The sequence below is a fragment of the Nocardiopsis sp. TRM 82005 genome (genome assembly GCF_056312425.1).
In genome coordinates, this window is record NZ_JBWDTQ010000012.1 from 123483 (window position 1) to 144784 (window position 21302).

A 21302-nucleotide genomic window follows, 5' to 3' on the forward strand; every position below is an offset into this window, starting at 1 on the left:
AGCACACCGGCCGGCGGGGCACGAAGGAGGCACATGCGGATCGCACTGTTCATCACCTGTGTCAACGACACACTCTTCCCCGACACCGGACAGGCGGTGGTGCGTCTCCTGGAGCGGCTGGGCCACGAGGTGGTCTTCCCCGAGGGCCAGACCTGCTGCGGGCAGATGCACTACAACACCGGTTACCGCCGCCCGGCCAGCCGTATGGCCGTGCGCTTCGTCAAGACCTTCGAGGGCGCCGACGCCGTCGTGGTCCCCTCAGCCTCCTGCGCGGCCATGGTCCGCGACAACTACCCGCGCCTGGGCGCCAGCGGCAGCCGCCTGTCCCGCAAGGTGGCCGAGCTCGCCCCGCGCGTGTACGACCTCACCGAACTCCTGGTGGACGTGCTCGACGTGACCGACGTGGGCGCCTACTACCCGCACAAGGTCGCCTACCACCCCACCTGCCACGGGCTGCGCATGCTCGGCCTGGGCGACCGCCCCTACCAGCTGCTGCGCGCAGTGCGCGGCCTGGAGCTGCTGGACCTGCCCGGAGCCACCGAGTGCTGCGGGTTCGGCGGCACGTTCGCGGTCAAGAACGGCGACGTGTCCTCTGCCATGGGCGCGGACAAGGCCCGCCACGCCGTGGAGACCGGCGCCGAGGTGCTGTGCGCGGTCGACAACTCCTGCCTGATGCACGTCGGCGGCACCCTGTCCCGGCAGCGGTCGGGCATGCGGGTGGTGCACCTGGCCGAGATCCTGGCCAGTACCGAGAAGGAGACAGAGAAGGAGGGCGCTGCCCGATGAGCGCTACGTTCCTGGGCATTCCGCCCTTTCCCGAGGCCGCGGCGAAGGCCGTCAACGACTCCCAGCTGCGGCACAACCTGCGCGAGGCCACCCACACCATCCGGGACAAGCGCTCCGCCGTCGTCGACGAACTGCACGACGACTGGCAGCGCCTGCGCACCGAGGGCGCGGCGGTCAAGGAACACACACTTCGCCACATGGACCACTACCTGGAGCAGCTGGAGGAGTCCGTCCGCCGGGCCGGCGGACAGGTGCACTGGGCGGCCGACGCCGCCGAGGCCAACGAGATCGTCACCGGCCTGGTGAAGGCCACCGGCGAGACCGACGTGGTCAAGGTCAAGTCGATGGCCACCCAGGAGATCGAGCTCAACGAGGCTCTCGCCGAGGCCGGGATCACCGCGTACGAGACCGACCTGGCCGAGCTGATCGTGCAGCTGGGCGATGACCTGCCCTCGCACATCCTGGTCCCCGCCATCCACCTGGGGCGCGCCCAGATCCGGGAGATCTTCCTGGAGCAGATGGCCGAGTGGGGCGTGCCCGCGCCCCCGGAGCTGACCGACGACCCCAAGGCACTGGCCGAGGCGGCCCGCGTGCACCTGCGCGAGCGCTTCCTGCGCACCCGCACGGCGATCTCGGGCGCCAACTTCGCGGTGGCCGACTCCGGCACGATGGTGGTGCTGGAGTCGGAGGGCAACGGCCGCATGTGCCTGACCCTGCCCCAGACCCTGATCTCCGTGGTCGGCATCGAGAAGATCGTGCCGACCTGGTCGGACCTGGAGGTGTTCATGCAGCTGCTGCCGCGCTCCTCCACCGGCGAGCGGATGAACCCCTACACCTCCACCTGGACCGGTGTGACACCGGGCGACGGCCCCCAGGAGTTCCACCTGGTACTGCTGGACAACGGCCGCACCGACGTGCTGGCCGACACCGTGGGACGCCAGGCGCTGCGCTGCATCCGCTGCTCGGCGTGCCTGAACACCTGCCCGGTCTACGAACGCACCGGCGGGCACGCCTACGGCTCGGTCTACCCGGGCCCGATCGGCGCGATCCTCACCCCCCAGCTGCGCGGGATGTCCTCGGAGGTGGACGAGGCCCTGCCGTACGCGTCGTCGCTGTGCGGGGCCTGCTACGAGGTGTGCCCGGTGGCCATCGACATCCCCGAGGTACTGGTGCACCTGCGCGAGGAGGTCGCGGACTCCCCCGGACACCTGGGCGAGAAGGCGCTGATGGCGGGGGCCGAGGCGGCGCTGTCCTCCTCGCGCGCCCTGGACGCGGTGCAGCGCGCGGCGGAGCTGGGCCGGGGCGCGGTCCCGCGCCACCTGCCCGGGACGGCCGGGGCGTGGACCGACACCCGCGACGTGCCCGACGTGCCCGCCGAGTCCTTCCGGCAGTGGTGGAACAAGCGAGGGAAGGAGCACGGATGAGCAGCCGTGAGCAGATCCTGGCCCGGGTCCGCAAGGCGCTGGCCGACGTGCCCGCAGACGAGCCCGTGGAGCGGGCACCCGGGCAGGGCTTCGCCGACAGCCACGGGGTGGGGCCCACCCTGGAGGTACTGGAGGACCGGCTGCGCGACTACCGGGCGCTGGTGCGCCGGGTGGGCGCCGACCGGCTGGCCGCCGAGGTGGCCGCCGCCCTGGACCGCCGGGGCGCCGCCCGACTGGCGGTCCCCTCGGGGATTCCACAGGAGTGGTTCGCCGAGTCCTCCGCCGAGCTGGTGCACGACTCGCGGGAGGAGCCGCTGTCGGTCAGCGGCCTCGACGGGGTGGACGGTGTGGTCACCGGCTGCGCGGTGACCGTGGCCGAGACCGGCACGATCATCCTGGACGGCAGTCCCGACCAGGGGCGCCGCGCGATCACCCTGGTACCCGACTACCACCTGTGCGTGGTGCGCGCCGACCAGGTGGTGGACGGGGTACCCCAGGCGGTGCGCCTACTGGACCCGTCGCGACCGCTGACCTGGATCAGCGGGCCCTCGGCGACCAGCGACATCGAGCTGGACCGGGTGGAGGGCGTGCACGGCCCCCGCACCCTGGAGGTGCTGCTGGTGGAGTCCGGCGGCTGAACGCGCAGGTCGGCAGGTCCGGGGTGGTGCTGTCCCCACCCCGGACCTCCGGTACGCCCCCGAGGAGGAGGGGGGGCCGTCCCGATGGCGCCGCCGCACCGGGCTTCCTAGCGTTGTCGGTGACCGCACGGCACCGAGCGACGGGAAGCACATGCCCAACGTACGACGAAGCGATCGCCGCACCGCCCGCGTCCGCCCTGTCCGGGCCGCCACCACGTTCGCGGCGGCCGCGGCCCTGGCCCTGCCCGCCTCCCTGGCGGCGCCCGCCGCGGCGTCGGCCGAGACGGCCCCGGCCGACGCGCCCCGGGCTTTCCTGCCCGCACCCACCGGCGACCATCCTGTCGGCACCACCGACCTGCACCTGGTGGACCAAGGCCGCGAGGACGTGTGGGTGGGCGGACCCCGCGAGCTGATGGTGACCCTGTGGTACCCGGCGCGCGTGGACGCGGGACGGCCCGCGCCGTACATGACCGAGGCCGAGTCCGCGGCCATGGTCGCCGAACTCGGGCTGGACCTGCCCGACGACGTCCTGCACGACGGGGTGCGCACGAACTCCCGTCTGAACATGCCGCCCGCGCGCACCGGTGAGGGCTTCCCGCTGGTCGTGCTCTCCCCCGGCGCGGGCCTGAACCGGACCGAGCTGTCCTCGCTCGCGGAGGACCTGGCCAGCCACGGCTTCGTGGTGGCGGGTGTGGACCACGCCCACGAGGCCGCCCCGGTGGAGTTCCCCGGCGGGCTGGTCACCGAGTGCGCCGGGTGCCTGACCGAGGACTGGGCGCTGGGCTCGGTCAACCGGGCCGAGGACGTCTCCTTCCTCCTGGACCGGCTCACCGGACCGGTCCCGGCCTGGCGGTGGTCACACGTGATCGACGCCTCCCGGGTCGGGATGGCCGGGCACTCCTGGGGAGGTACGGCCACCGCCGAGACGCTGCGCGCCGAGGAGCGTGTGGACGCCGGAATCAACCTGGACGGCCCCTACTACCCGCCCGTGCTGGAGGAGGGCGTGGACAAGCCGCTGGCACTGATCGAGAACGACCAGGGACACACCTGGCACGGTGTCGAGGAGGTGTGGCCGCGCCTGGAGGGATGGCGGCAGTGGATCAGGCTCGAGGGTTCCGGGCACTCCAACGGCATCGACCGGGGTGTGCTGATGGAGCAGTTCGGTCTGACCGACCTGCTCACCCCCGAGCAGTGGCGGGCCCAGTTCGGCGACCTGCCCGCGGAGCACGGCCTCGGCCTGGTGCGCACCTACAGCGTGGCGTTCTTCGACCACCACCTGCGCGGCGGCGACCAGCCCCTGCTGGATGACCCCGAGAGCTTCCACCCCGAACTGGTCGTGGTGGACCCCGACCAGGGGTAGGTCTCGCGGCCCCGTCCGCCCGGCCGTGCGCCCGCGCGCACGGCCGAGCGGGTCCCGTCGCGCGGCACGGACACCCCGGCACCGCCGCTGGTCCCGGCCTCCCCGGGAAACACCGGCTACACGGAGTATCGGTTCCCGGCGACAGGGTAGGCGTGCGGCATGACCCTCGTATCGGTGCTCGGACTGCTGCTCGCCGTGCTGGTCGTCTGCGACGCCGTCACCACCGTGCTCCATCCGGATTCGGAGGGGCTGTTGGCCGGACGGACCCGCAAGGCGGTGTGGCGCTCGGCGGTGCTGACGGGCACACGCCTGCCCCGTGTCGAGAGACGGGTGCTCAGCCTGGCCGGACCGGCGATCCTCATAGTGACGTTCGTCGTCTGGATCGTACTGTTCACCCTCGGGCTGGCACTGGTCGTGTGGCCGATGCTGGAGGACGACTTCAGCGCCCAGCCCGGCCTCGGCCCCGTCGGCTTCCTGGACGCCCTCTACTTCGCGGGCGGCACCGTCCCGGTCCTGGGCTACGGTGACATCGCCCCGCTGTCGACCGGGGGCCAGCTGGTCTCGCTGTTCGGCGCGGCGGTCGGCTTCTCCCTGTTCACCGGGATGGCCACCTACACCATCCAGGTCACCAGCGGTGTGTCCAAACGCAACCGGTTCACGCTCTCGGTCCACGACGACGCGCGCGGCCGGGGCGGCGTCACCATGTTCGCCGAGTACCTGGCCCACGACGGCGTCGACGAGGCCCGCTCGCACTGCCAGAGCTGGGCGGAGAGCCTGCGCGAGGTCGAGGAGACGGTGCACCGGTACCCACTGGTGGCGTTCACCTACCGGTCGAGCCGCGACGAGTACGACCCCGAGCCCGCGCTGCGCCGTGTCGCCGAGGCGACGGTGGCCGCGCTCGTGGCGAGCGGACGCGAACCCTCCCTGCGCGCGTCGGCCGAGGCACTGTACATGGCGCTGACCCGCCTACAGAGGACGATCGCCGACACCTACCTCGGAAGGAACATCTACCGCAGGCTCGCCGGCCCGCGGCCCACCGATGACGACCGGCAGGCGGTGCGCACGGTCGACCGTATGCTCACGGCCCGCCTCGACGACCCGGTGGTTGACCACGGTCGCGGAGAGGAGCACGACAGGGCGGTCGAGGCGGTCTGCCGATCCCGTGTCTTCCTGGAGGAGCTGCACGAGTGGGCGCACACCGAGGCGCCGCCCCAGGAGTGGTGGCAGGACCGTTGAACCGGTACCGCCCTCCGGCGGGTCACCTCAGCGGGCTCCAGGTGGACAGCAGCTCCTCCAGAGGGTCGGGGCCGGCCTCCTCCCGCGCGAACGGTGCCTGGTAACGGGCGCCGGCACCCCGCGGCGCGCGGCGGGGCGAAGCGGCCGGCGCGGGCACGGGCTCGGCGGCGCCCCTCTCCTCCCCGCCCCCGCCTCGGGCCAGCGGCGCCTGGTAGCGGGCCCCGCGCGGTGCGGGCTTGCGCTTCCTGCGGATCCAGCGGCGCACCGGCGCCTCGGCGCGTTCCTGCTGCTCGGCCGGCTCGGCCTGCTCCCCGGTGGCGGTGAACCACACCGGCAGCTCCACCAGCCCGTGCACGGTCAGCGACGTACGCCAGCGCAGGTCGTCGGGTTCGACGGCCAGGACCATGCCGCGCAGCCGGTCCACCGCGGTGTCGATGGCGGTGCGCACCAGCTCCCGGGCGAAACCGGTGGCGGGACAGCGGTGGGCACCCGCGCCCCATGACAGGTGGGAGCGGTTGCCCGCCAGAGCCATCGTGTCTTCTCCGCCGCGGGACACGGAAGGATCGGCGTGCGCTGAGGCGAACCCGAACAACAGCGGCTCGCCCCTGCGGATACGGGCCCCGGCGAAGCTGATGTCCATGGTGGAGTAGCGCCCGGCGAGCACCCGGACCGGAGGGTCGGTCCACATGAGGTAGTCGACGAAGTCCTCCGGGGTGAGGGTGCCGCCCAGATAGGCGGTCCACACTTTCGGGTCGTCCAGGAGCCTGAACAGGGCGTTGCCGATGAGGTGGGTGGTGGGTTCGTGCCCGGTCTCCCACAACAGCGACAGCGCCTCCACGGCCTCGCCGTCGGTGAGCCCGTTCGGGTGGGCCAGCAGCCAGCTGGTGACGTCCTCGCCGGGGGCGGCGCGCTTGCGGGCCACCAGGCCCTCGAAGTACGAGCGGATCGCCAGGGCCGCGGGCTCGGCACGGTCCGGTTCGCCGCTCCACAGCCGCAGGGTGAGGTCGGCCAGCAGGCGGCCGTAGGCGTCGGGCAGGCCGAAGAGCTCGTTGAGGACGAGGGCGGGCAGCGGGGCGGCGAACTGGCCGATGAGGTCGGCGAAGCCCTTCGCGGCGACCCGGTCGAGCAGATGCAGGGCGACGCGCTCGACGACCGGGACCAGCTGGGGTGTGCCCACCCTGGCCAGGGTGTCGGCGATGGCCGCGCGCAGCCGCTGGTGTTCCTCGCCGTCACGGGTCAGGGCTGCGCTGCGGGCGGGAGCGGTACCACTCGGGCTCCACGGGCGAGGGTCGGCGGAGAAATGGGTCTGGTCACGCAGCACCTGGAGGTTCTCCTTGTAGCCGAGCAGGAGCCAGCCGGGCACGCCCGGGCTGATCTCGACCGCGACCAGGCCGCCGTGGCGATCGCGCAGCTGGGACCAGGGCATGTCGACGCCGGTGGTTCCGTGGAGGGCGAGGGCCGAGCTCCCGCCGTAGGGGCAGCGGGCGGCGTCCGCATCGGCGGGCGGGGTGCCGTCTCGGCCGTCGGCCCCGATTCCCTGGCGCATGGAGACTCCTCAGTGGCTGCGGGTGCGAGGCGACGGTACGTGCCGCGTGTTTCCGTGTTGCTTCGAGGAGGAAAGCTGCGTCTTTCCGTACCAGGCACCGGATGCCATGAGGGGGCGATGCGGGTTTACCCGTCACGGCGCCCGGTAGCGGCGTTGTCACCGCACCGGTGACGTTTCGCGCGCCGCGTGGCGGCGGCGCACCGGCCGATAGGATGGCCCGCTGGCTCCATCACCACTCGATCGAGGAGGGCCACTGTGGGCAGGAAGGGTCGCGGCCGACAGCGGCGGGACGGTGGCCGGGCGGCCGCGGGGGCCTCCGGCAGGGACGCGGAGGCCTGGGCCGGCCCGGCGCCCGGGGACTCCCCCGCCGAGGTCGTGTCCGGGGCCGTCGACGCGCTGGTACTCGACCGGGACGGCGTCGGCGTGGACCTGGCCGCGGCCCGGTTGGCCGACGCCGAGGACCCCGTGTGGGCCGACGCCGCGGGCCGCGCGGTCTTCGACGCCCTGCTTAACGCGGTCGCCTCGGCGTGGACGCGCGGATGGCAGCCCGCGGAGACCGTACGCCAGGCGGGCCGGGCGCTCGGACCGGTGGCGGCGGCGGTGTGCGCGGACGCGGTGACGGCCGACCTGGCCCGCCACTCCCCTGACACGGTGGATCCCCGGTGGGCCTCTCAGGTGCGCGAGATGGGTGTTGCGGCCTCCTGGAGCGGGGTTGAGGGGTATCTGGCGCATGTGGGTGGCGAGCACGGACTGCTGAGGTTCGAAGCGGTGGAGACGGCGCTGCGACTGCTGGCAGCACTGCGCGTACTGCCGCCGATGCGCCACCTGTGTCCGCCGCCGGGAACGTTCCGCCCGGGCCGGGAGGGCGTGCCGCGCGAGGCGCGGGAGTCAGTGGACCAGTCCAAGCTGGCCCGGGTGCGCGCGCTGCTGGCCAAGGCCGAGTCCACGGAGTTCCCCCGGGAGGCGGAGGCGCTGAGCGCACGCGCGCAGGAGCTGATGGCCCGGCACAGCATCGACCGGGCGCTGCTGGCCGAGGAGCCCGGGCAGGCGTCGGAGGCCACGGCGGGGCGGCGTCTCCCGGTGGACGCGCCCTACGACGAGCACAAGGCGGTACTGCTGCACGAGGTCGCCGAGGCCAACCACTGCCGGGCCGTATGGCACCAGGAGCTGGGACTGTGCACGGTGATGGGTTTCCCGGGGGACGTGGACGCGGTGGACCTGATGTTCACCTCCCTGCTGGTCCAGGCCGAGACGGCGATGCGTGCCAGGGGGTCGGTGCGGGACCGGTCCGGCAGAGCGGCGAGCCGGGCCTTTCGCGCGTCGTTCATGTCCGCGTTCGCGGTACGTGTGGGTGAGCGCCTGGTGGAGTCGGCCCGCGCCGCGGAGCAGGCCGCCGCGGCCGAGACCGGGACGGACCTGGTGCCGGTGTTCGCCGCGCGCGAGCGCGAGGTGGAGGAGGCCGTGGCCGAGGCGTTCGGGGAGCTGACCTACTCACGGGTGCGCGGGCCCTCCAGCGCGGACGGCTGGTACGAGGGCCGTGCGGCGGCCGACACCGCGTCCCTGGGGCCGCGCCCTCCCGTCCACGGCCGTTGACCTTCTTGCCCGCGTCCTAGCCTCGGGTGCCCTGACCGACGGTGTCGGCGCCCTTGACGCTCTGCGAGTCGATGATCCCCGCCGAGGGCTCGCTCCCAGGCCCGTGAGCGGTGCGCACCCGGCGGCGCAACACGGCCATGACCTGCTCGGTGACCTTGGCTTCCTCCCAGCGGGAGAAGTAGCAGTACACGGTCTGCCAGGGCGGGAAGTCCACGGGCAGGTGCCGCCAGGAGCAGCCGGTGCGCACGACGTAGAGGACCGCGTCGACCACGTCGCGGCGGGGGTGTTTCTCCGGTCGGCCGCCGGTGTTGGTCGGTGGGAGCAGGGGCTCGATCAGGGCCCACTGGTCATCGGTCAGGTCACAGGGGTAGGTCGGACGTCGCGCCATGGTGGCCATGCTCACGGCCTGGCGAGCATGGTACGGGCGAAGTGCCCGGACCGTTACCCCTTCTCAAACACGCTCTTACGAGGACCGCGGGCTTCATTGGCCTTGGCGGAAGTCCGATTGTAGGACCATCCTCGTCTGCAAGGTTCCCCTTGGTTGTTGGTGAGTGAAAATTAATTGTTCCAATCAAGCCAACAATTCGCTTGCGACTCTAACCTGGGCTGGAGTTTCGGAATCGAACTGCCCACTGGCGACGCCCGCTGGGCCAGCATCAGAAACTTCTAGATCCAGCAGATTCGGATTCACTTTTTCGTGTTTACGAAATGTCTCTTGCGGCGACAGTTTTCCCGAGAATTTTATGGGGTTCAGGGGTACGTGTTTCGCGCTGGTTACCATCTTCCCCCTCCGGTTTCCCCGCATGCGCAAAGCAAAGACAGAATTAGGGATCGCAAGGACTGCGAAGAGTACACCTGCGAATACCAAACCATTTTGATACATCCATTCACCCATGCTCAAAGTCTGGCGTATCACTGGCGTGAACGCACCCTCTTCAAGCAAGAAAGGAGGTGGCCTGCATATTCGCCTGGTTCCGACTGCTCCCTCGCCGCGAGGTCATCGTCGACCTTCACGACGGCACCGGTTTCCGTGAGGTTCTCTACCGCAAGGCCGGACAGCTCGTGGAGCTGCGCAACGCCGAACGCCTGGAGCCCGGCCACAACCCGGCCCCGTGCGACAGCGCGGTCATCCTCGAACACTCCGCGATCCTGCTCTGGCAGGTGCCGTAGATGGCCACGATCGTCTTCGGCGGCCAGCTCGAACAGGTCCGCGACCACGGCGGGTACACGCTGCCGCCCGCGCTCCCGCTCGGCAACACCTGTGTCGAGTACGGGCAGATCTTCGAGACCCAACCGCAGGTCCAGAGATCCAGACCGTCGTCAGCTTCCTGGCCCTGCATGCCTACGAACGCCGGTCCGACACCGAGCGGGCCCGCCTCAAGGACCACCCGCTCACGAGGCTGCTGCGGGCCCCGCTCCCGCGTAGGAAAGCTCAACCGATACCAGCTGTCCTTCCAGATCGTTGCTGACCGGGGCCATCTACGACGACGCCTTCATGGTCAAGCTCCGCGGTCCCGACCGCCGGGTGATCGACCTGCTGCCGGTGAGGATCTCGGCTTCGTCGTTGTGCACCTTGCGTGAGAGCAGCCTGTTGCCGCCTGCGTCGACGGCCACCACGGGCGCACGCTGTGGACCGATTCCCTGCGGCCTGAGCGGAGGCACGATGCCACCGCAGTGCGCCTCGAGGGCATCGGTGCCTGTTTCCAGCACTTCCCGAACGTGGAGGTCCTGCTCGACGACGGCTACCTCGGCCTGCGCCGCGATCGCCCCGGCCGGGCCATGTTCGAGTGTGGCCACCGGTTTCGTGGAGGCGTTCATGCCCGCCGCTCTTCCCGACTCCTGTGAGGAGTTCCCCTGAGAACACCGTGGTGACCGTCCTCGCCTGGTTGCGTACCGTGGCCGAGACCGACGACCACGAGGAGTACCGCACGTCGATCCCGGCGGAATCGGCCCGTTACCTGGACGAGGTACTCGAACTCCCGCCGCGGCCCCAGGGAGAGTGGCACCTGGCCAACCGGCCGGTCATGGAGACCTGCTCTGCCGCCCCGGACCCTCTCGACCCCCGCAACCTCGACGCCGGGGCCACCGTGAGGTGGTGGATGCGAGCACGACTGGTCCTGCCCGGCCTCGCGCTCCTGGCCGTGGCGTGGGCCGTGGGACTGGCGTCCGAGGAACGGTTCTTCCCGTTCCCAACCGTGTTCGGGACCCGCGTACTCGTGCCCGTCTCACTCCTGGCGGTGACAGTGGGACTGCTCCTGCTCAACCACGGCCTGGACCGCTCCCGCACGCCGGTGGAGTCCACCGCCACCCGCCCCGTATGGAGGTGGGACGCCGCCTGGGTGGCGGTGGCCGCCCTGGTCTCGATCGGGGTGGGGCTCACCGCCGGTCTCGCGGGGAACCCCGAGGGCCCGGTCATGGCGCGTGCCACCGTGACCGGTCTGGGAGGATATCTGGTGGCCAGGCTGGTCATGCGGACGGATCTCTCAGCACTGGCTCCTCTCGCGCTGCTGACGGCCGACATCGCTCTGTGGGACGTCCAGACCTTCCCTGAGTCCGGCCCGTGGCTGCTGGCCGCTCCGGACGACGCCGCGGCCTGGAGCATCGGCGTGCTCGTCCTCATCACAGGGCTGGGAGGTCTCGTCACCTCCCGGGGCCGGGGAGTGCACAGGCTGACGAACCTCCCCTGACAGGCGCTCTCCTCCCCACCCGTGGCCGGAGCGCGGATCCGGCCACGGGGCTCCGGTCACCCGCCGCCAAGCCGAGGCCGCCGGGATGGCCTGGAGCCTGTGGGCACGGTCCATGAAGACCGCCCTCCGGCTGTTCGGCACTCCGAACATCTCAGCCGTTCAGCGATGCGCCGGCTCCCGTGGCTCAGGTTGGCGTTCCACGGTTCGCTGGTCGCGCGAAGGCGCCACCGGCCGTCGGTGAAGGGGACGCGGGTCCCCTGGGCGTGTGCGGCCGTGCGTTCGGGAGCCCCGGAGCCGCTCGGCCGTCCTAGGAGTTCCCGCAGGGGGTACTGGGGGGTCACGGTGGTCACCTCTCGACGCGGTAGGCGCGGGCCTGGATTCCGTACAGTTCGGCGTAGCGCCCGCCGAGCGCGATGAGCTCTGCGTGGGTGCCCTGCTCGATCACCCTCGCCCCGTCCATGACGACGATGAGATCGGCCATGCGCACGGTGGAGTAGCGGTGCGAGACCAGGAGTGTGATGTGGTCTTGATTCCTGAGGTCTCGGGCACGCTCGGCGTACTGCTCGAACAGCAGGTGCTCCGTCTCGGCGTCCAGGGCGGAGGCGGGCTCGTCCAGAAGCAGGAGCAGAGGGTGATCCCGCATGTAACCGCGAGCGAGCGCGACCTTCTGCCACTGCCCCTCGGACAGTTCGGCTCCCTCGGCCCAGGTGTTGCCGAGCTGGGTGTCCAGCCCCCGGTCGAGCCGTTCGACGATGGCACGCGCGTCCGCTCGCTCGACGGCCTGTTCGACGGCCTCCTCGTCCCTGGCCCTGGGCAGGTCACCGAGGCCGATGGACAGGCGCAGCGGGTACTCGAAGCGCGCGAAGTCCTGGAAGGCGCCCGAGAGCCGTGTGCGCCACGCGTCGGCCGGCATGTCGGCCAGGGCGACGTCGTCGACGAGGATCCTCCCGGAGTCGGGTTCGTACATCTTCGTCAGGAGCTTGACCAGCGTGGATTTTCCCGCCCCGTTCTCGCCGACGACGGCCACCACCGCCCCCGCCGGCAGGTGGAGCGTGACCTCGTCCAGGATCCGCCGGTCCGTCCCGGGGTAGCTGAACGAGACCCCTTCCAGGGTGATGCCGGAGCGCATCCGCTCCGGAGCGGCCGCGACGCTTCTCTCGGCGGAGGCGGAGGACAGCTCCTCCAGCCACAGCAGGCGGCGCCCTCCCTCCAACCAGATCATGCGCAGGAAGTGGACCTGGCTGAGCGTCTGGCCGATGTACTGGGCCAGACGGCTCCCGGCGGTGAGCAGGAGGACGACCTGGGCCGCCGAACCGGTGCCCAGCGCCACCCAGACGACCGAGCCCGTGAACGCGCAGCTGAAGACCGTGAGCGCCACCGCCTGCCACACCGTGGTTGCCCACCGGGCCCGGGACATGGCCCGGTGGCGCACGGCCCACGCCTGGTGGCGCCCTTGACGGACTCGCTCCCTGGTACGGGTGACGCGGAGTTCACGTCCGAGTGAGGCGTTCGTGCCCAGCAGGAAGAAGTGCCGCGCCAGGCGCTCGTGGTGTCCGACCCCCTCCTCCAGCGCGTGCTCCACCCCGCCCCGCCAGTGGGAGACCAGGGCGGTGGGCACCGCGAACAGGCACAGCAGGCCCAGCAGGGGGTGGATCGTCATCAGCAGTGCCATGGTCAGGCCCAGGCGCAGGAGGGCGCCGATCGCCTGGAACAGGTACTGGTACACCTCGCTGAGCGTGTCCGCGTGGTCGCGCAGCAGCTGGACGCGGTTGACGTAGGCGGGGCGTTCGTGGTGCTCCAGGGAGGGGATGCCGCTCTGGAGCCGGACCACGTACGCTTCCATGAACACCGCGGCACGGTCGGCGAAACGGCGGTTGGCCCTTTCACTCACCACGCGCAACAGCCAGCTCAGGGCGGCCAGCGCCCCCAGGAGCACGGAAGCGGTGATCATGTCGGCCTGGCCGCCGGAGACCACCGCCTCGGCGAGCATCGCCAGGACGGCGGCGATCAGGACGTCGGGCAGGGCGGCGCCCACCGTGGTGGCGAACGCGACGGCGATGAGTCCCGGTGACGCCGCCCAGCCCAACCGCAACGTGCGGGCCAGCGCTCGCCAGGACGAGGGCAGGGGGTGGTCCTCACTCGGCACCGTCGGCTCCGTCCTGTTCTTCGTTGAACCGCGCGGCCTGGAGATCGAAGAGCCGCGCGTAGGTGCCCCCGAGGGCCATGAGTTCGTCGTGGCTGCCTGTCTCGATGACCCGGCCCTGGTCCACGACGCAGATCCGGTCGGCGCGCCGGACCGTGGAGAAGCGGTGGGAGATCAGGATGGTCGTGCGGCCTCGTGTGGCCTCCAGTACGCGGTCGAAGACCTCGGCCTCGCCGCGCACGTCCAATTGGGCCGTGGGTTCGTCCAGGATGACCACGCCCGCACCCTGGCGCACGGCGCACAGGACCCGGGCGAGGGCGACCCGCTGCCATTGCCCTCCGGACAGGTCGGTGCCGTTCTCGTACCCCGGGGAGAGCACCGTGTCCGGGTCGCGCAGATCCGTGGCGCCGGCGGTGTCCAGGGCGTGGAGGACCTCATCGGGGGTGGCGCCCAGGGGGGCGACGTTGTCCCTGAGCGGAAGCTCGTAGCGGATGAAGTCCTGGAAGATCGCGCTGATCCGGCTACGCCAGGATTCCACGTCCAGGTCCTTCAGGTCCGTGCCGTCGACCTCGATCGTTCCCGAGACCGGATCGTAGAGGCGGCACAGCAGCTTCACCAGGGTCGACTTGCCCGTCCCGTTGACACCGACCACGGCCAGCGAACCGCCGGCCGGAACGGTGAGGTCGAGACCGTCCAGGACCGGTGCGGACATGCCCGGGTAGGAGAAGGTCACGCCGCGGAACCTGATCTGCGCCGCGGGCATCCCCTCCGCCGGTGTCCGTCCGGAGACCACGGCGCGGGCCGCGGCACTGGAGGACATCGTCTTCTCCACGCGCAGTACCGACATCACGCCGTCGGCGGCCAGGGACAGGGCCCAGTTCAGGCCGCCGAAGGCCAGGGCGCTGGCGCCGACGGCCGCGTAGGCGAAGGTGCTCACCTGGCCCAGACCGATGGCGCCCGAGGCGGCGTCGCGTCCCAGGGACCAGAAGAACAGCCCTCCCGAGACCATCAGGACCGCCACTGCCCAGCGCATCGGCTTCTGCCGCAGCCGGGTGGCGTGCCACCGCAGGTCGATGAGGGAGCGCCGGTCCGAGGCGAAGCGGTCGGTCATCCAGCTCGCGAGGCCGAAGAGGCGGATCTCCTTGGCGGCGGGGGAGTCCACCGCCAGCCGGTAGGAATACTCGGCGCGGCGCTGGGCGTCCATGACCTCGCCGGTGTTGCGGTCCCACTGGGTGCTCTCGCGCAGCAGCCAGTGGGTAGAGAGCCAGGCGCCCCCCACCAGGAGCGGTGCCCACCACGCGTAGGCGGCCAGGACCACGGCCTGCGCCAGGCCCGCGACCGCCTCCACCAGGCCACCCGCGATGATGCCCATGGACAGGTGCAGCGGCGGGCCGGTCATGCCGAGGTCGAAGTCCCGGGCGGCGGTGAGTCCGTCCATGTGTTCGCGGTTTTCCAGGTGCGCGACACCTTCGGGGGCGTTGGCGGCGGCCAGCAGGCGATCGTGCAGACGGTCGGAGACGTACTCGCCCAGGAGGGAACCGATCTGGTTCTGCAGCGGTGTGAGGACCTGCATGAGGACGAAGATCGCCCCGATGAGGATCAGCGGTGTCCGCAGCGGGGTGCCGTCGGCGACGGCACCGACGACCATGCCGACCGCCACGACGAAACCGGCGGGAAGGATTCCCCGGAACAGGATCAGCGCCCACCACACCGCGGTCAGCCCCGGATGGGACTTCCACAGGGTGGCGAAGAAAATCCATTCCCTCCGCGACGTGACCGGTGACAGCAATCCACCCTTGTGAGGACGTGTCACTTCTTCGGGGACAGGCGTGGACACCCTGCACACCAGCCTTTCTTTGCGTGAGAGCCTGGCCGCGAATTCATGACTCCGCACGAGCGCGGGTGCCAAGGGAACAGTTGCGGAGAACCTTCGCGCCGAATAATTGGCGAAGTGGAACCTACCCTGAGGCTACTGGGACGTCAAGTTGTATTGTCAGGACAGACAACACCAGGAGCACCACCATCAGGCACTTAAACGTTTTTAACACTTTTTCACAACCCTGCGCACGAGTAGTACGACTGGCGTAGGCGGCTCTCGGCCCCGCCGACCGAGCCGAACGTGGCCACCCTCCCTTGCCCAGCGCGGCAACCAGGGGTATCGAGTACGTGTTCCCCGTGTCCATCGTCGGTAAGCCTGTGGGCCGACTCTGGACATGGCCAGAGGTCGACTCGTGCGGCCTGGACATGTGGGTCCTTGTCGTCCGGCGTGAATCGTTCGCTCACTATTTCCGTCTGTGAACTGGGGCTTTCCGTTCGAAGAAGGACTGTGGGATGTCGGAGTTCCGGCTGCTACGCGGTCCCGCGCCTGAGGCTGTGGCGGCGCCGTCTTGGCGGTGAAGGGTTCTTCAAGGCTTGGCATCCATTCATAGGCATTGAACACTTTCTTCCGCTGCGGCTCGCAGTGGTGTTGATCGAGCGCCCGCCCGCGTACTTGTAATTTCCGAGAAGGCGCCCCTCGGGGGTTTCGGATGGCGACGACGTCCTGCGTTGGAAATTCCACCCGTCTTATGAAGCGACCAGGAGGTGGCTCCCCTTCGGGTCGGCTTGGAAGTTATCACCCATCCCCTTTGGACAGCGGGCACGGAGCAGGATCGACGGAGAGAGGCATTCCAGCGGTGTTCGGCCCTTCCGGGCCCACCGCGCACCGCCGCTTCACCGAGCAGACCCGCGCCCGGGTCTGGGCCAAGCTGAACTTGGGACGGCACCAGTGGCAGGCTGAGCGCACCATGTGACCTGGCTGGCCGGTGTGGAGCAGGACCCGGTGCACCACGCCGAGGGGGACGTGGAGACGCACACCCGGATGGCGTGTGAGGCGCTGACCGGGCTGCCCGACTGGCGCGCCCGACCGGTCGCCGAGCGGGTGAGGTTGTTCGCCGCCGTGCTGCTGCACGACGTCGCCAAACCGTTGTGCACCCGCCGGGACGCGGGCGGGTCACAGCGTACGGCCATTCGCGGCGGGGCGACCTGGTGGCGCGGCGCCTGCTCTGGGAGTCGTCCGATACGGCCGGTCCCCGGCCGGAGGAGTCCTCCCTGGCCGCGGTGGAGTGGCGTGAGCACGTGACGGCGCTGGTCCGCCACCACCAGGTGCCCTTCTGGGCGCTGGAGCGGCCCGACCTGCGCCGGATCGCGTTTCGGGTGAGCCTGCTGGCACGCAACGACGACCTGGTACTCCTGGCCACCGCCGACATCCTCGGCCGCCGCTGCGGCGACACCTCCGAGGTACTGGACAACATCGGGCTGTACGGCGAGTGCTGCGCCGAGCAGCGGTGCCTGGATCGGCCCCGTGGCTCCCCCTCCGACCACGCCCGGTTCTGGTTCTTCCGCAAGACGGACCGGGATCCGGACTACGCCGCCCACGACGACACCCGGCTGACGGTGACCGTCATGTCGGGGCTGCCTGGAGCGGGCAAGAACACCTGGATCGAGCGCAACCGCCCGGACATGCCGGTGGTGGACCTGGACGCGCTGCGCACCGAGCTGGGGGTGCGTCCGACCGCCGGCCAGCGACCGGTGGCGGAGGCCGCCCACGAGCGCGCCCGCGAACACCTGCGCGCGGGACGGTCGTTCGTGTGGAACGCCGCCAACGTCTCGCGGTCGCTGCGCGACCAGTGCGTGGGTCTGGCGGCCGCCTACCGGGCACGCGTGGAGACCGTCTCCGTCGAGGCCCCTCCCCGGGTGCTGCGGGCCCGCCTGGACCGACGGCGGTCGCCGGTCCCGGCGTCAGCCGTGGAACGCCTGGTCCGGCGCTGGGAGTGCCCGGACCCGACCGAGGCGCACCTGCTGACCCGGCGGGTCACCGTCTAGTCATCGGAACTGGTGGGAGCGAGTTTCGGTGTTTTCCCGCGCGGGCGTGCGCGACGCGGTTAGCCTGATGCCGTTTTGGTGACTAGAACACGGTCGGTGATAGGTCAATGACTGAGGGTATTTACTCTGCCGTGCACACGTGTCTGGGCTGGGCCCGGACGCTCGAACCCCGGCCCGTCCTCGACCCCGACAGCCTGCTCTTCCTGCTGACCGCCCACATGGACGCCGGCGCGTCCGGCCCCGGGGACTGGTCCGCCGCGGACGTCCACGGCATCGCCCGCACCGTGCGTTCCTGGGACCGGATACCCGGGGGGCTCCGGGACACCTGGCTGACCTGGTGCGACTTCCTGGTCAGCCAGGGGCGGCTGCTGTCCTCGGAGAGCCCGCGCGGACTGCGCGCCGCCATCGCTGCGGTGGACCTCACCCCCGGAGGGCCTCCACCACCCGAGGAGCGGGCGGAGGGGGCCGCGCTGCCGGTCCTGGACCGGCTCGGCGTCGGAGAGGACGGCAAGCCGGGGGCTGTTCCCCCGGTCGTCCCGGCCGACCCGGTGAAACTGGACGCGGCGGCGCGCCGGTGCCGCCCCCTGGCCGACGCCGCACGGCTGGCGGAGTGGGCGGGCGCGGGCAGGCCCCTGGACTCCGGCGGCACCGGGACCGACATGTTCCTGGAGGACGACACCGCTGACGCGGCCGCCGCCCTGGGCCTCCTCCCCGGGCAGGTGCCCGCGCTGTTCGCCGTGGCCCGCGACTCCGGTCTGCTGCGCACCACCTACACCCGTGTACTGCCCGGCCGGGCGGCACGGGCATGGCTGGACGGGAACCCGGGTGCGGCCGCCGACGCCTGGGCCGACGCCCTGCTGACCATGATCGAGCCGCGCGGGGTGACGGCGTTCCTACTGCTCACAGACCTGTTCGTGCACGGTCGGGCACGAACGCCCGACCAACTCTTGAAGGTGTACGAGTCCTGGATCGCCCTCGGAGACGGCAAACCCGGCGAGCACGTCCGCCGGGTGCTGGAGGCACTGACCGACCTCGGCGCGGTCGACCGGCTCGCCGACGGCCGCTTCCTCATCACCCGGCTAGGCGACCACTTCATGGTGCGGAAGCTGCGCCGGTCGGGGGCCGACCTCACGGTTGTTCCGCCCGTGGCCGAGATGGACGCCGCACGGGTGCTCGACCTGCTGGAGGAGGGCCGCCCGGTGGACACCGAGGGCCTGTTGGAGCGGTGGGTGGCCGCCCGCGGCACCGAGAGCGCGGTGCACGGGCTGTTCGAGGCCGCCGACGCCCCCGGGGCCCGGCGCCGCCGGCGGCGGGTGGTCCGGGTGCTCGTCACCCTGGACGAGCACCTGGGCACGGCCCTGCGGCCGTACGTGCACCATCCCGTCCTGGGCGATTGGGCGCGATGGCTGCAAGGCACGTGCGCCCCGCCCGGGTTGCCTCCCGAGGACCCCTCCCCCACCCCGGCCCGGGGTGGGAAGAACGGCCTCCCGGATCAGTCCTTGACCACCATTTCGTAGACCAGGAGGGTGACGTCGGGCATCGGGGTCCAGTCGCGCTCGGGCACCCGCACGAAGCCGCGGGCACGGTAGACGTACTGGGCCGAGACCATCTCGGGCAGTGTGGACAACAAGAGCCTGGTGACCCCCTCCTCACGGGCCCGTTCGACGAGGGCGTTGACCAGGTCCCGGCCCACACCGCGCCCCCGGGCCTCGGGGGAGACGGCGAAGGCGCGGACCTCGGCCTCGTCGGCGTTGCGGGCGATCTCGCTCTCCGTCGACCAGGGTTCGAACATGATCGTCCCCAGAAGGCGGCCCTCGTCGGCAGCGACCAGGACCTCACCGCGACCGTCCGCTCCCAGAAGCCGCAGTGGCTCGACGTAGGCCGGGTGTGCATCCAACAGGCCGTCGGCCGTGTAGGCCATCACGCGCAGTTCGCTGACGGCGTTCATCTCATCGGGAAGTACTCGACGCACGATCATGCACGTCATTCAACATGATGAGGGGGTGCCTAGCGTCAGATCGCCGCACCACCCAAAGGGTCGAAAACATCACCGTGAGTGACTTTTTACGGAGGTTTATCCCCTCGCCACTTCGTCTTGGCGGCGTGGACGACGGGTGCCGCGCGCCCGTCCGGAGCACGTGTCCCAGCCGGGCGCTGCCCCTCATGTACCTCCTCCGGTCCCGCTCCCGGAACGGTAGCGGCGGATCCGGCCGGTTCCGTGTCCAAGGAGGTTGTCCACAGGCCCTGCGCGCCGGATCCCCGATCGTGCCACCCTTCTTTCAGGGGAGGCCACGTGTTCGACCATACGACCGACGACCACGAACCCGTACCCGCCGTCCGCCTCTTCAGCGATGCGGCGGCCCCTGTCCGGGGAGGCTGTCCGGAGTACCGCCGGGTCAGAGCCGGCCGCTCCAGCGGCGGGAGCGGCCCCGGCGAGCACCCGTCGCCGCGTGACACTCCCTTCACCGCCCTCGGCGCCGTCCTGGACCTGGTGGAGCACAAGGGCTGGTCGGTCGGGGACGCTTGCGCGCACCTGCCCGTACCCGGCGAGCGGGGCCGCGACGTCCTGGGGGAGCGGATCGCTCCCCCGCACGCGGGCCTGCTGGCCTGGATCTGGCACGCCGCGCGGTCCTACCTGGGCGCCCTGGCCCGGGACCGCGAGCGCGACGGCCTCCGGCGCGATCCGGTCTTCGACTTCTGGGTCCGCCAGTACATGCCCGACCACGGAACCCCCAACTCCCGCCCCTACGAGGTATGTGCCCGGGGCCGCGGATACGCCTACCTGGCGGGCTCGGCCCGGGTGCGAGAGCTGCGCATCCCGGTCATGGACACGGCGCGAGGCCGAGAGCGCCCCGGGGCGGAGGTGGCGGTCGCCGCCTACGTACTCGCCACCGGCACACGGGTCGACCGGGACGCCTACGCGGCCAGGCCCTGGCGCTACCTGGGCGGCGCCCCCTATCCCATGCGGGCCCGCCGCGACGACGCGTCCGGGCCGCCGGACCGGGTGCGGGTGGTCCAGGTGTCCTGCCTCGACTCCTCCACCGCCGTGCTCTACGACGGCTCCGCCGCCGAGGCGGAGGAGTCCTTCGCTTCCACGGGCCGGGAGGGGCTGCGATCGGCTCTGGTGGGTGGTGCCCGCTCCCCCGGCGAGGACTGCCTGTCCTGCGGGGTACGGCCGGGGTGTGGACGACTGCCCCGGGCACCCGGGCTCCTTGGTGTCCACGACCGTTCGCGGCCCCGGCGGTCCTGGACCACCGCCCTCGGGCGACGCCACCGGGCCTGCCCCGCCAAGGCGCACTTCCACTCCCTGCGCCTTCCTGCCGACGGCGACCGCGAACCGGCCGGGCTCCGGCTCGACCGCGCCGTGCGTGCGTGGCTGGAGCGGCTGCACACTCGCCTGCCCCGGCGCCCCTGCACGCCCGAGGACCTGCCGGCGGACCACGGGTCCTGGTCCGCCGGAGGGCAGCGGCTGGAGGGCGGCCAGGCCCGCCGGGGCGCGGCGATGATCGCCGCCCACACCGGGGTCTGCCCGCTGCACGGCCTGCCCTCGGGAAGCCACGTCCGGACCAACCACACGCTGGCCGCCGACGACACCCGGGCCAACGTCCTGGTCCTGGCCAGGGCCGACCTGCTCCACCACCGGGGCGGGTCCTGGATCTACCGGGCCGTCGGCACCGGTGCGCCCCGTACGGACGTACCCCGCCTGCTGGCCCGGGACCCCCGGCTGGCCCTGGCCGTGCTGCTCTTCTCCTGCGGAGCCCTGCCCCCGGGAGCGGACTCCGCGGTCGAGTTGGAGCTCCTCTCCCCCGACAGCGCTCGGGTGCTCTCACTCGATCCGGCTTCGGACCTGGTCCGAGCCGAGGCCCGGCGGGTGGTCCACGCGCTCGCCGAGCCCTGGCACCGCGACCCGTCCCATCCGCCAAACCCCGGTGAGGCCTGCCATGACTGCCCCTACCATCGCTGGTGCCCGGCCGTGGGGTGAAGCCCTCCGCCCCGGTGGACGGCGGCCCGTGCGCGCCCGGTGG

The 21302-nt window shown here is 71.4% G+C and carries 16 protein-coding genes and 3 pseudogenes; 12 read left to right on the plus strand and 7 right to left on the minus strand.

Annotation, left to right across the window (positions count from 1 at the left end; genetic code table 11):
• Nucleotides 1-33: 33 nt before the first annotated feature.
• The 5 genes from AC0T5L_RS09825 to AC0T5L_RS09845 all read left to right on the plus strand — a co-directional run bounded on the left by AC0T5L_RS09825 (nucleotide 34) and on the right by AC0T5L_RS09845 (nucleotide 5444).
• Nucleotides 34-786, plus strand: a complete 753-nt coding sequence (locus AC0T5L_RS09825) for a (Fe-S)-binding protein (RefSeq protein WP_476165094.1) — start codon at nucleotides 34-36, stop codon at nucleotides 784-786.
• A complete protein-coding gene (locus AC0T5L_RS09830) occupies nucleotides 783-2210 on the plus strand; it encodes a lactate utilization protein B (protein ID WP_476165095.1) in 1428 nt (475 codons plus the stop codon). The genes AC0T5L_RS09825 and AC0T5L_RS09830 overlap by 4 nt, the downstream gene beginning before the upstream one ends.
• Entirely contained in the window at nucleotides 2207-2848 is a 642-nt protein-coding gene (locus AC0T5L_RS09835; protein WP_476165096.1) for a LutC/YkgG family protein, read from the plus strand. The genes AC0T5L_RS09830 and AC0T5L_RS09835 overlap by 4 nt, the downstream gene beginning before the upstream one ends.
• A gap of 151 nt (nucleotides 2849-2999) precedes the next feature.
• Complete coding sequence (locus AC0T5L_RS09840) at nucleotides 3000-4208, plus strand: alpha/beta hydrolase family protein (protein ID WP_476165097.1); 1209 nt, start codon at nucleotides 3000-3002, stop codon at nucleotides 4206-4208.
• 159 nt (nucleotides 4209-4367) lie between these two features.
• Nucleotides 4368-5444 (plus strand): potassium channel family protein, encoded by a 1077-nt coding sequence (locus AC0T5L_RS09845; protein ID WP_476165098.1) that lies wholly within the window; start codon nucleotides 4368-4370, stop codon nucleotides 5442-5444.
• A gap of 22 nt (nucleotides 5445-5466) precedes the next feature.
• Here the strand turns inward: AC0T5L_RS09845 and AC0T5L_RS09850 are convergent, their stop codons facing one another.
• Nucleotides 5467-6990, minus strand: coding sequence for a cytochrome P450 family protein (locus AC0T5L_RS09850; protein ID WP_476165099.1), 1524 nt, complete (start codon nucleotides 6988-6990; stop codon nucleotides 5467-5469).
• A gap of 255 nt (nucleotides 6991-7245) precedes the next feature.
• Here AC0T5L_RS09850 and AC0T5L_RS09855 point away from each other — a divergent pair, with 255 nt between their 5' ends.
• On the plus strand, nucleotides 7246-8583 hold the full coding sequence (locus tag AC0T5L_RS09855) for a DUF2786 domain-containing protein (RefSeq protein ID WP_476165100.1): 1338 nt from the start codon (nucleotides 7246-7248) through the stop codon (nucleotides 8581-8583).
• 91 nt (nucleotides 8584-8674) lie between these two features.
• On the opposite strand, the pseudogene AC0T5L_RS09860 reads toward AC0T5L_RS09855, so the two are convergent.
• Both AC0T5L_RS09860 and AC0T5L_RS09865 read right to left on the minus strand, forming a co-directional pair.
• A pseudogene (locus tag AC0T5L_RS09860) lies at nucleotides 8675-8980 on the minus strand (transposase); the annotation flags it as partial.
• A gap of 174 nt (nucleotides 8981-9154) precedes the next feature.
• Nucleotides 9155-9478, minus strand: coding sequence for a hypothetical protein (locus tag AC0T5L_RS09865; protein ID WP_476165101.1), 324 nt, complete (start codon nucleotides 9476-9478; stop codon nucleotides 9155-9157).
• A 56-nt stretch (nucleotides 9479-9534) separates the two neighbouring features.
• Here AC0T5L_RS09865 and AC0T5L_RS09870 point away from each other — a divergent pair, with 56 nt between their 5' ends.
• Nucleotides 9535-9753: a hypothetical protein gene (locus AC0T5L_RS09870; RefSeq protein ID WP_476165102.1), complete on the plus strand. Its 219-nt coding sequence runs from the start codon at nucleotides 9535-9537 to the stop codon at nucleotides 9751-9753.
• Between the two features lie 309 nt (nucleotides 9754-10062).
• Here AC0T5L_RS09870 and AC0T5L_RS09875 read toward each other — a convergent pair whose 3' ends face one another.
• Nucleotides 10063-10401 (minus strand): hypothetical protein, encoded by a 339-nt coding sequence (locus tag AC0T5L_RS09875; RefSeq protein ID WP_476165103.1) that lies wholly within the window; start codon nucleotides 10399-10401, stop codon nucleotides 10063-10065.
• Nucleotides 10402-10424: 23 nt separating this feature from the next.
• Between AC0T5L_RS09875 and AC0T5L_RS09880 the strand changes: the two genes are divergently transcribed.
• Nucleotides 10425-11270: a hypothetical protein gene (locus tag AC0T5L_RS09880; protein WP_476165104.1), complete on the plus strand. Its 846-nt coding sequence runs from the start codon at nucleotides 10425-10427 to the stop codon at nucleotides 11268-11270.
• 346 nt (nucleotides 11271-11616) lie between these two features.
• Here the strand turns inward: AC0T5L_RS09880 and AC0T5L_RS09885 are convergent, their stop codons facing one another.
• A complete protein-coding gene (locus tag AC0T5L_RS09885) occupies nucleotides 11617-13416 on the minus strand; it encodes an ABC transporter ATP-binding protein (RefSeq protein WP_476165105.1) in 1800 nt (599 codons plus the stop codon).
• The gene (locus AC0T5L_RS09890) at nucleotides 13406-15202 is read right to left on the minus strand and encodes an ABC transporter ATP-binding protein (protein ID WP_476165106.1); all 1797 of its coding nucleotides are present in this window, start codon (nucleotides 15200-15202) and stop codon (nucleotides 13406-13408) included. Before AC0T5L_RS09890 ends, AC0T5L_RS09885 begins: the two co-directional genes overlap by 11 nt.
• An 880-nt stretch (nucleotides 15203-16082) precedes the next feature.
• Here AC0T5L_RS09890 and AC0T5L_RS09895 point away from each other — a divergent pair.
• From AC0T5L_RS09895 to AC0T5L_RS09905, 3 genes and pseudogenes are all read left to right on the plus strand, one after another.
• Nucleotides 16083-16166: pseudogene (locus AC0T5L_RS09895) on the plus strand (IS5/IS1182 family transposase); the annotation flags it as partial.
• A 44-nt stretch (nucleotides 16167-16210) separates the two neighbouring features.
• Nucleotides 16211-17277 (plus strand): annotated as a pseudogene (locus tag AC0T5L_RS09900) (AAA family ATPase); the annotation flags it as partial.
• A 107-nt stretch (nucleotides 17278-17384) separates the two neighbouring features.
• Nucleotides 17385-18794 (plus strand): hypothetical protein, encoded by a 1410-nt coding sequence (locus AC0T5L_RS09905; RefSeq protein WP_476165107.1) that lies wholly within the window; start codon nucleotides 17385-17387, stop codon nucleotides 18792-18794.
• Here AC0T5L_RS09905 and AC0T5L_RS09910 read toward each other — a convergent pair.
• A complete protein-coding gene (locus AC0T5L_RS09910; protein ID WP_476165163.1) occupies nucleotides 18770-19225 on the minus strand; it encodes a GNAT family N-acetyltransferase in 456 nt (151 codons plus the stop codon). The genes AC0T5L_RS09905 and AC0T5L_RS09910 overlap by 25 nt on opposite strands.
• 345 nt (nucleotides 19226-19570) lie before the next feature.
• Here AC0T5L_RS09910 and AC0T5L_RS09915 point away from each other — a divergent pair, with 345 nt between their 5' ends.
• A complete protein-coding gene (locus tag AC0T5L_RS09915) occupies nucleotides 19571-21259 on the plus strand; it encodes a PD-(D/E)XK nuclease family protein (protein WP_476165108.1) in 1689 nt (562 codons plus the stop codon).
• Nucleotides 21260-21302 lie beyond the last annotated feature (43 nt).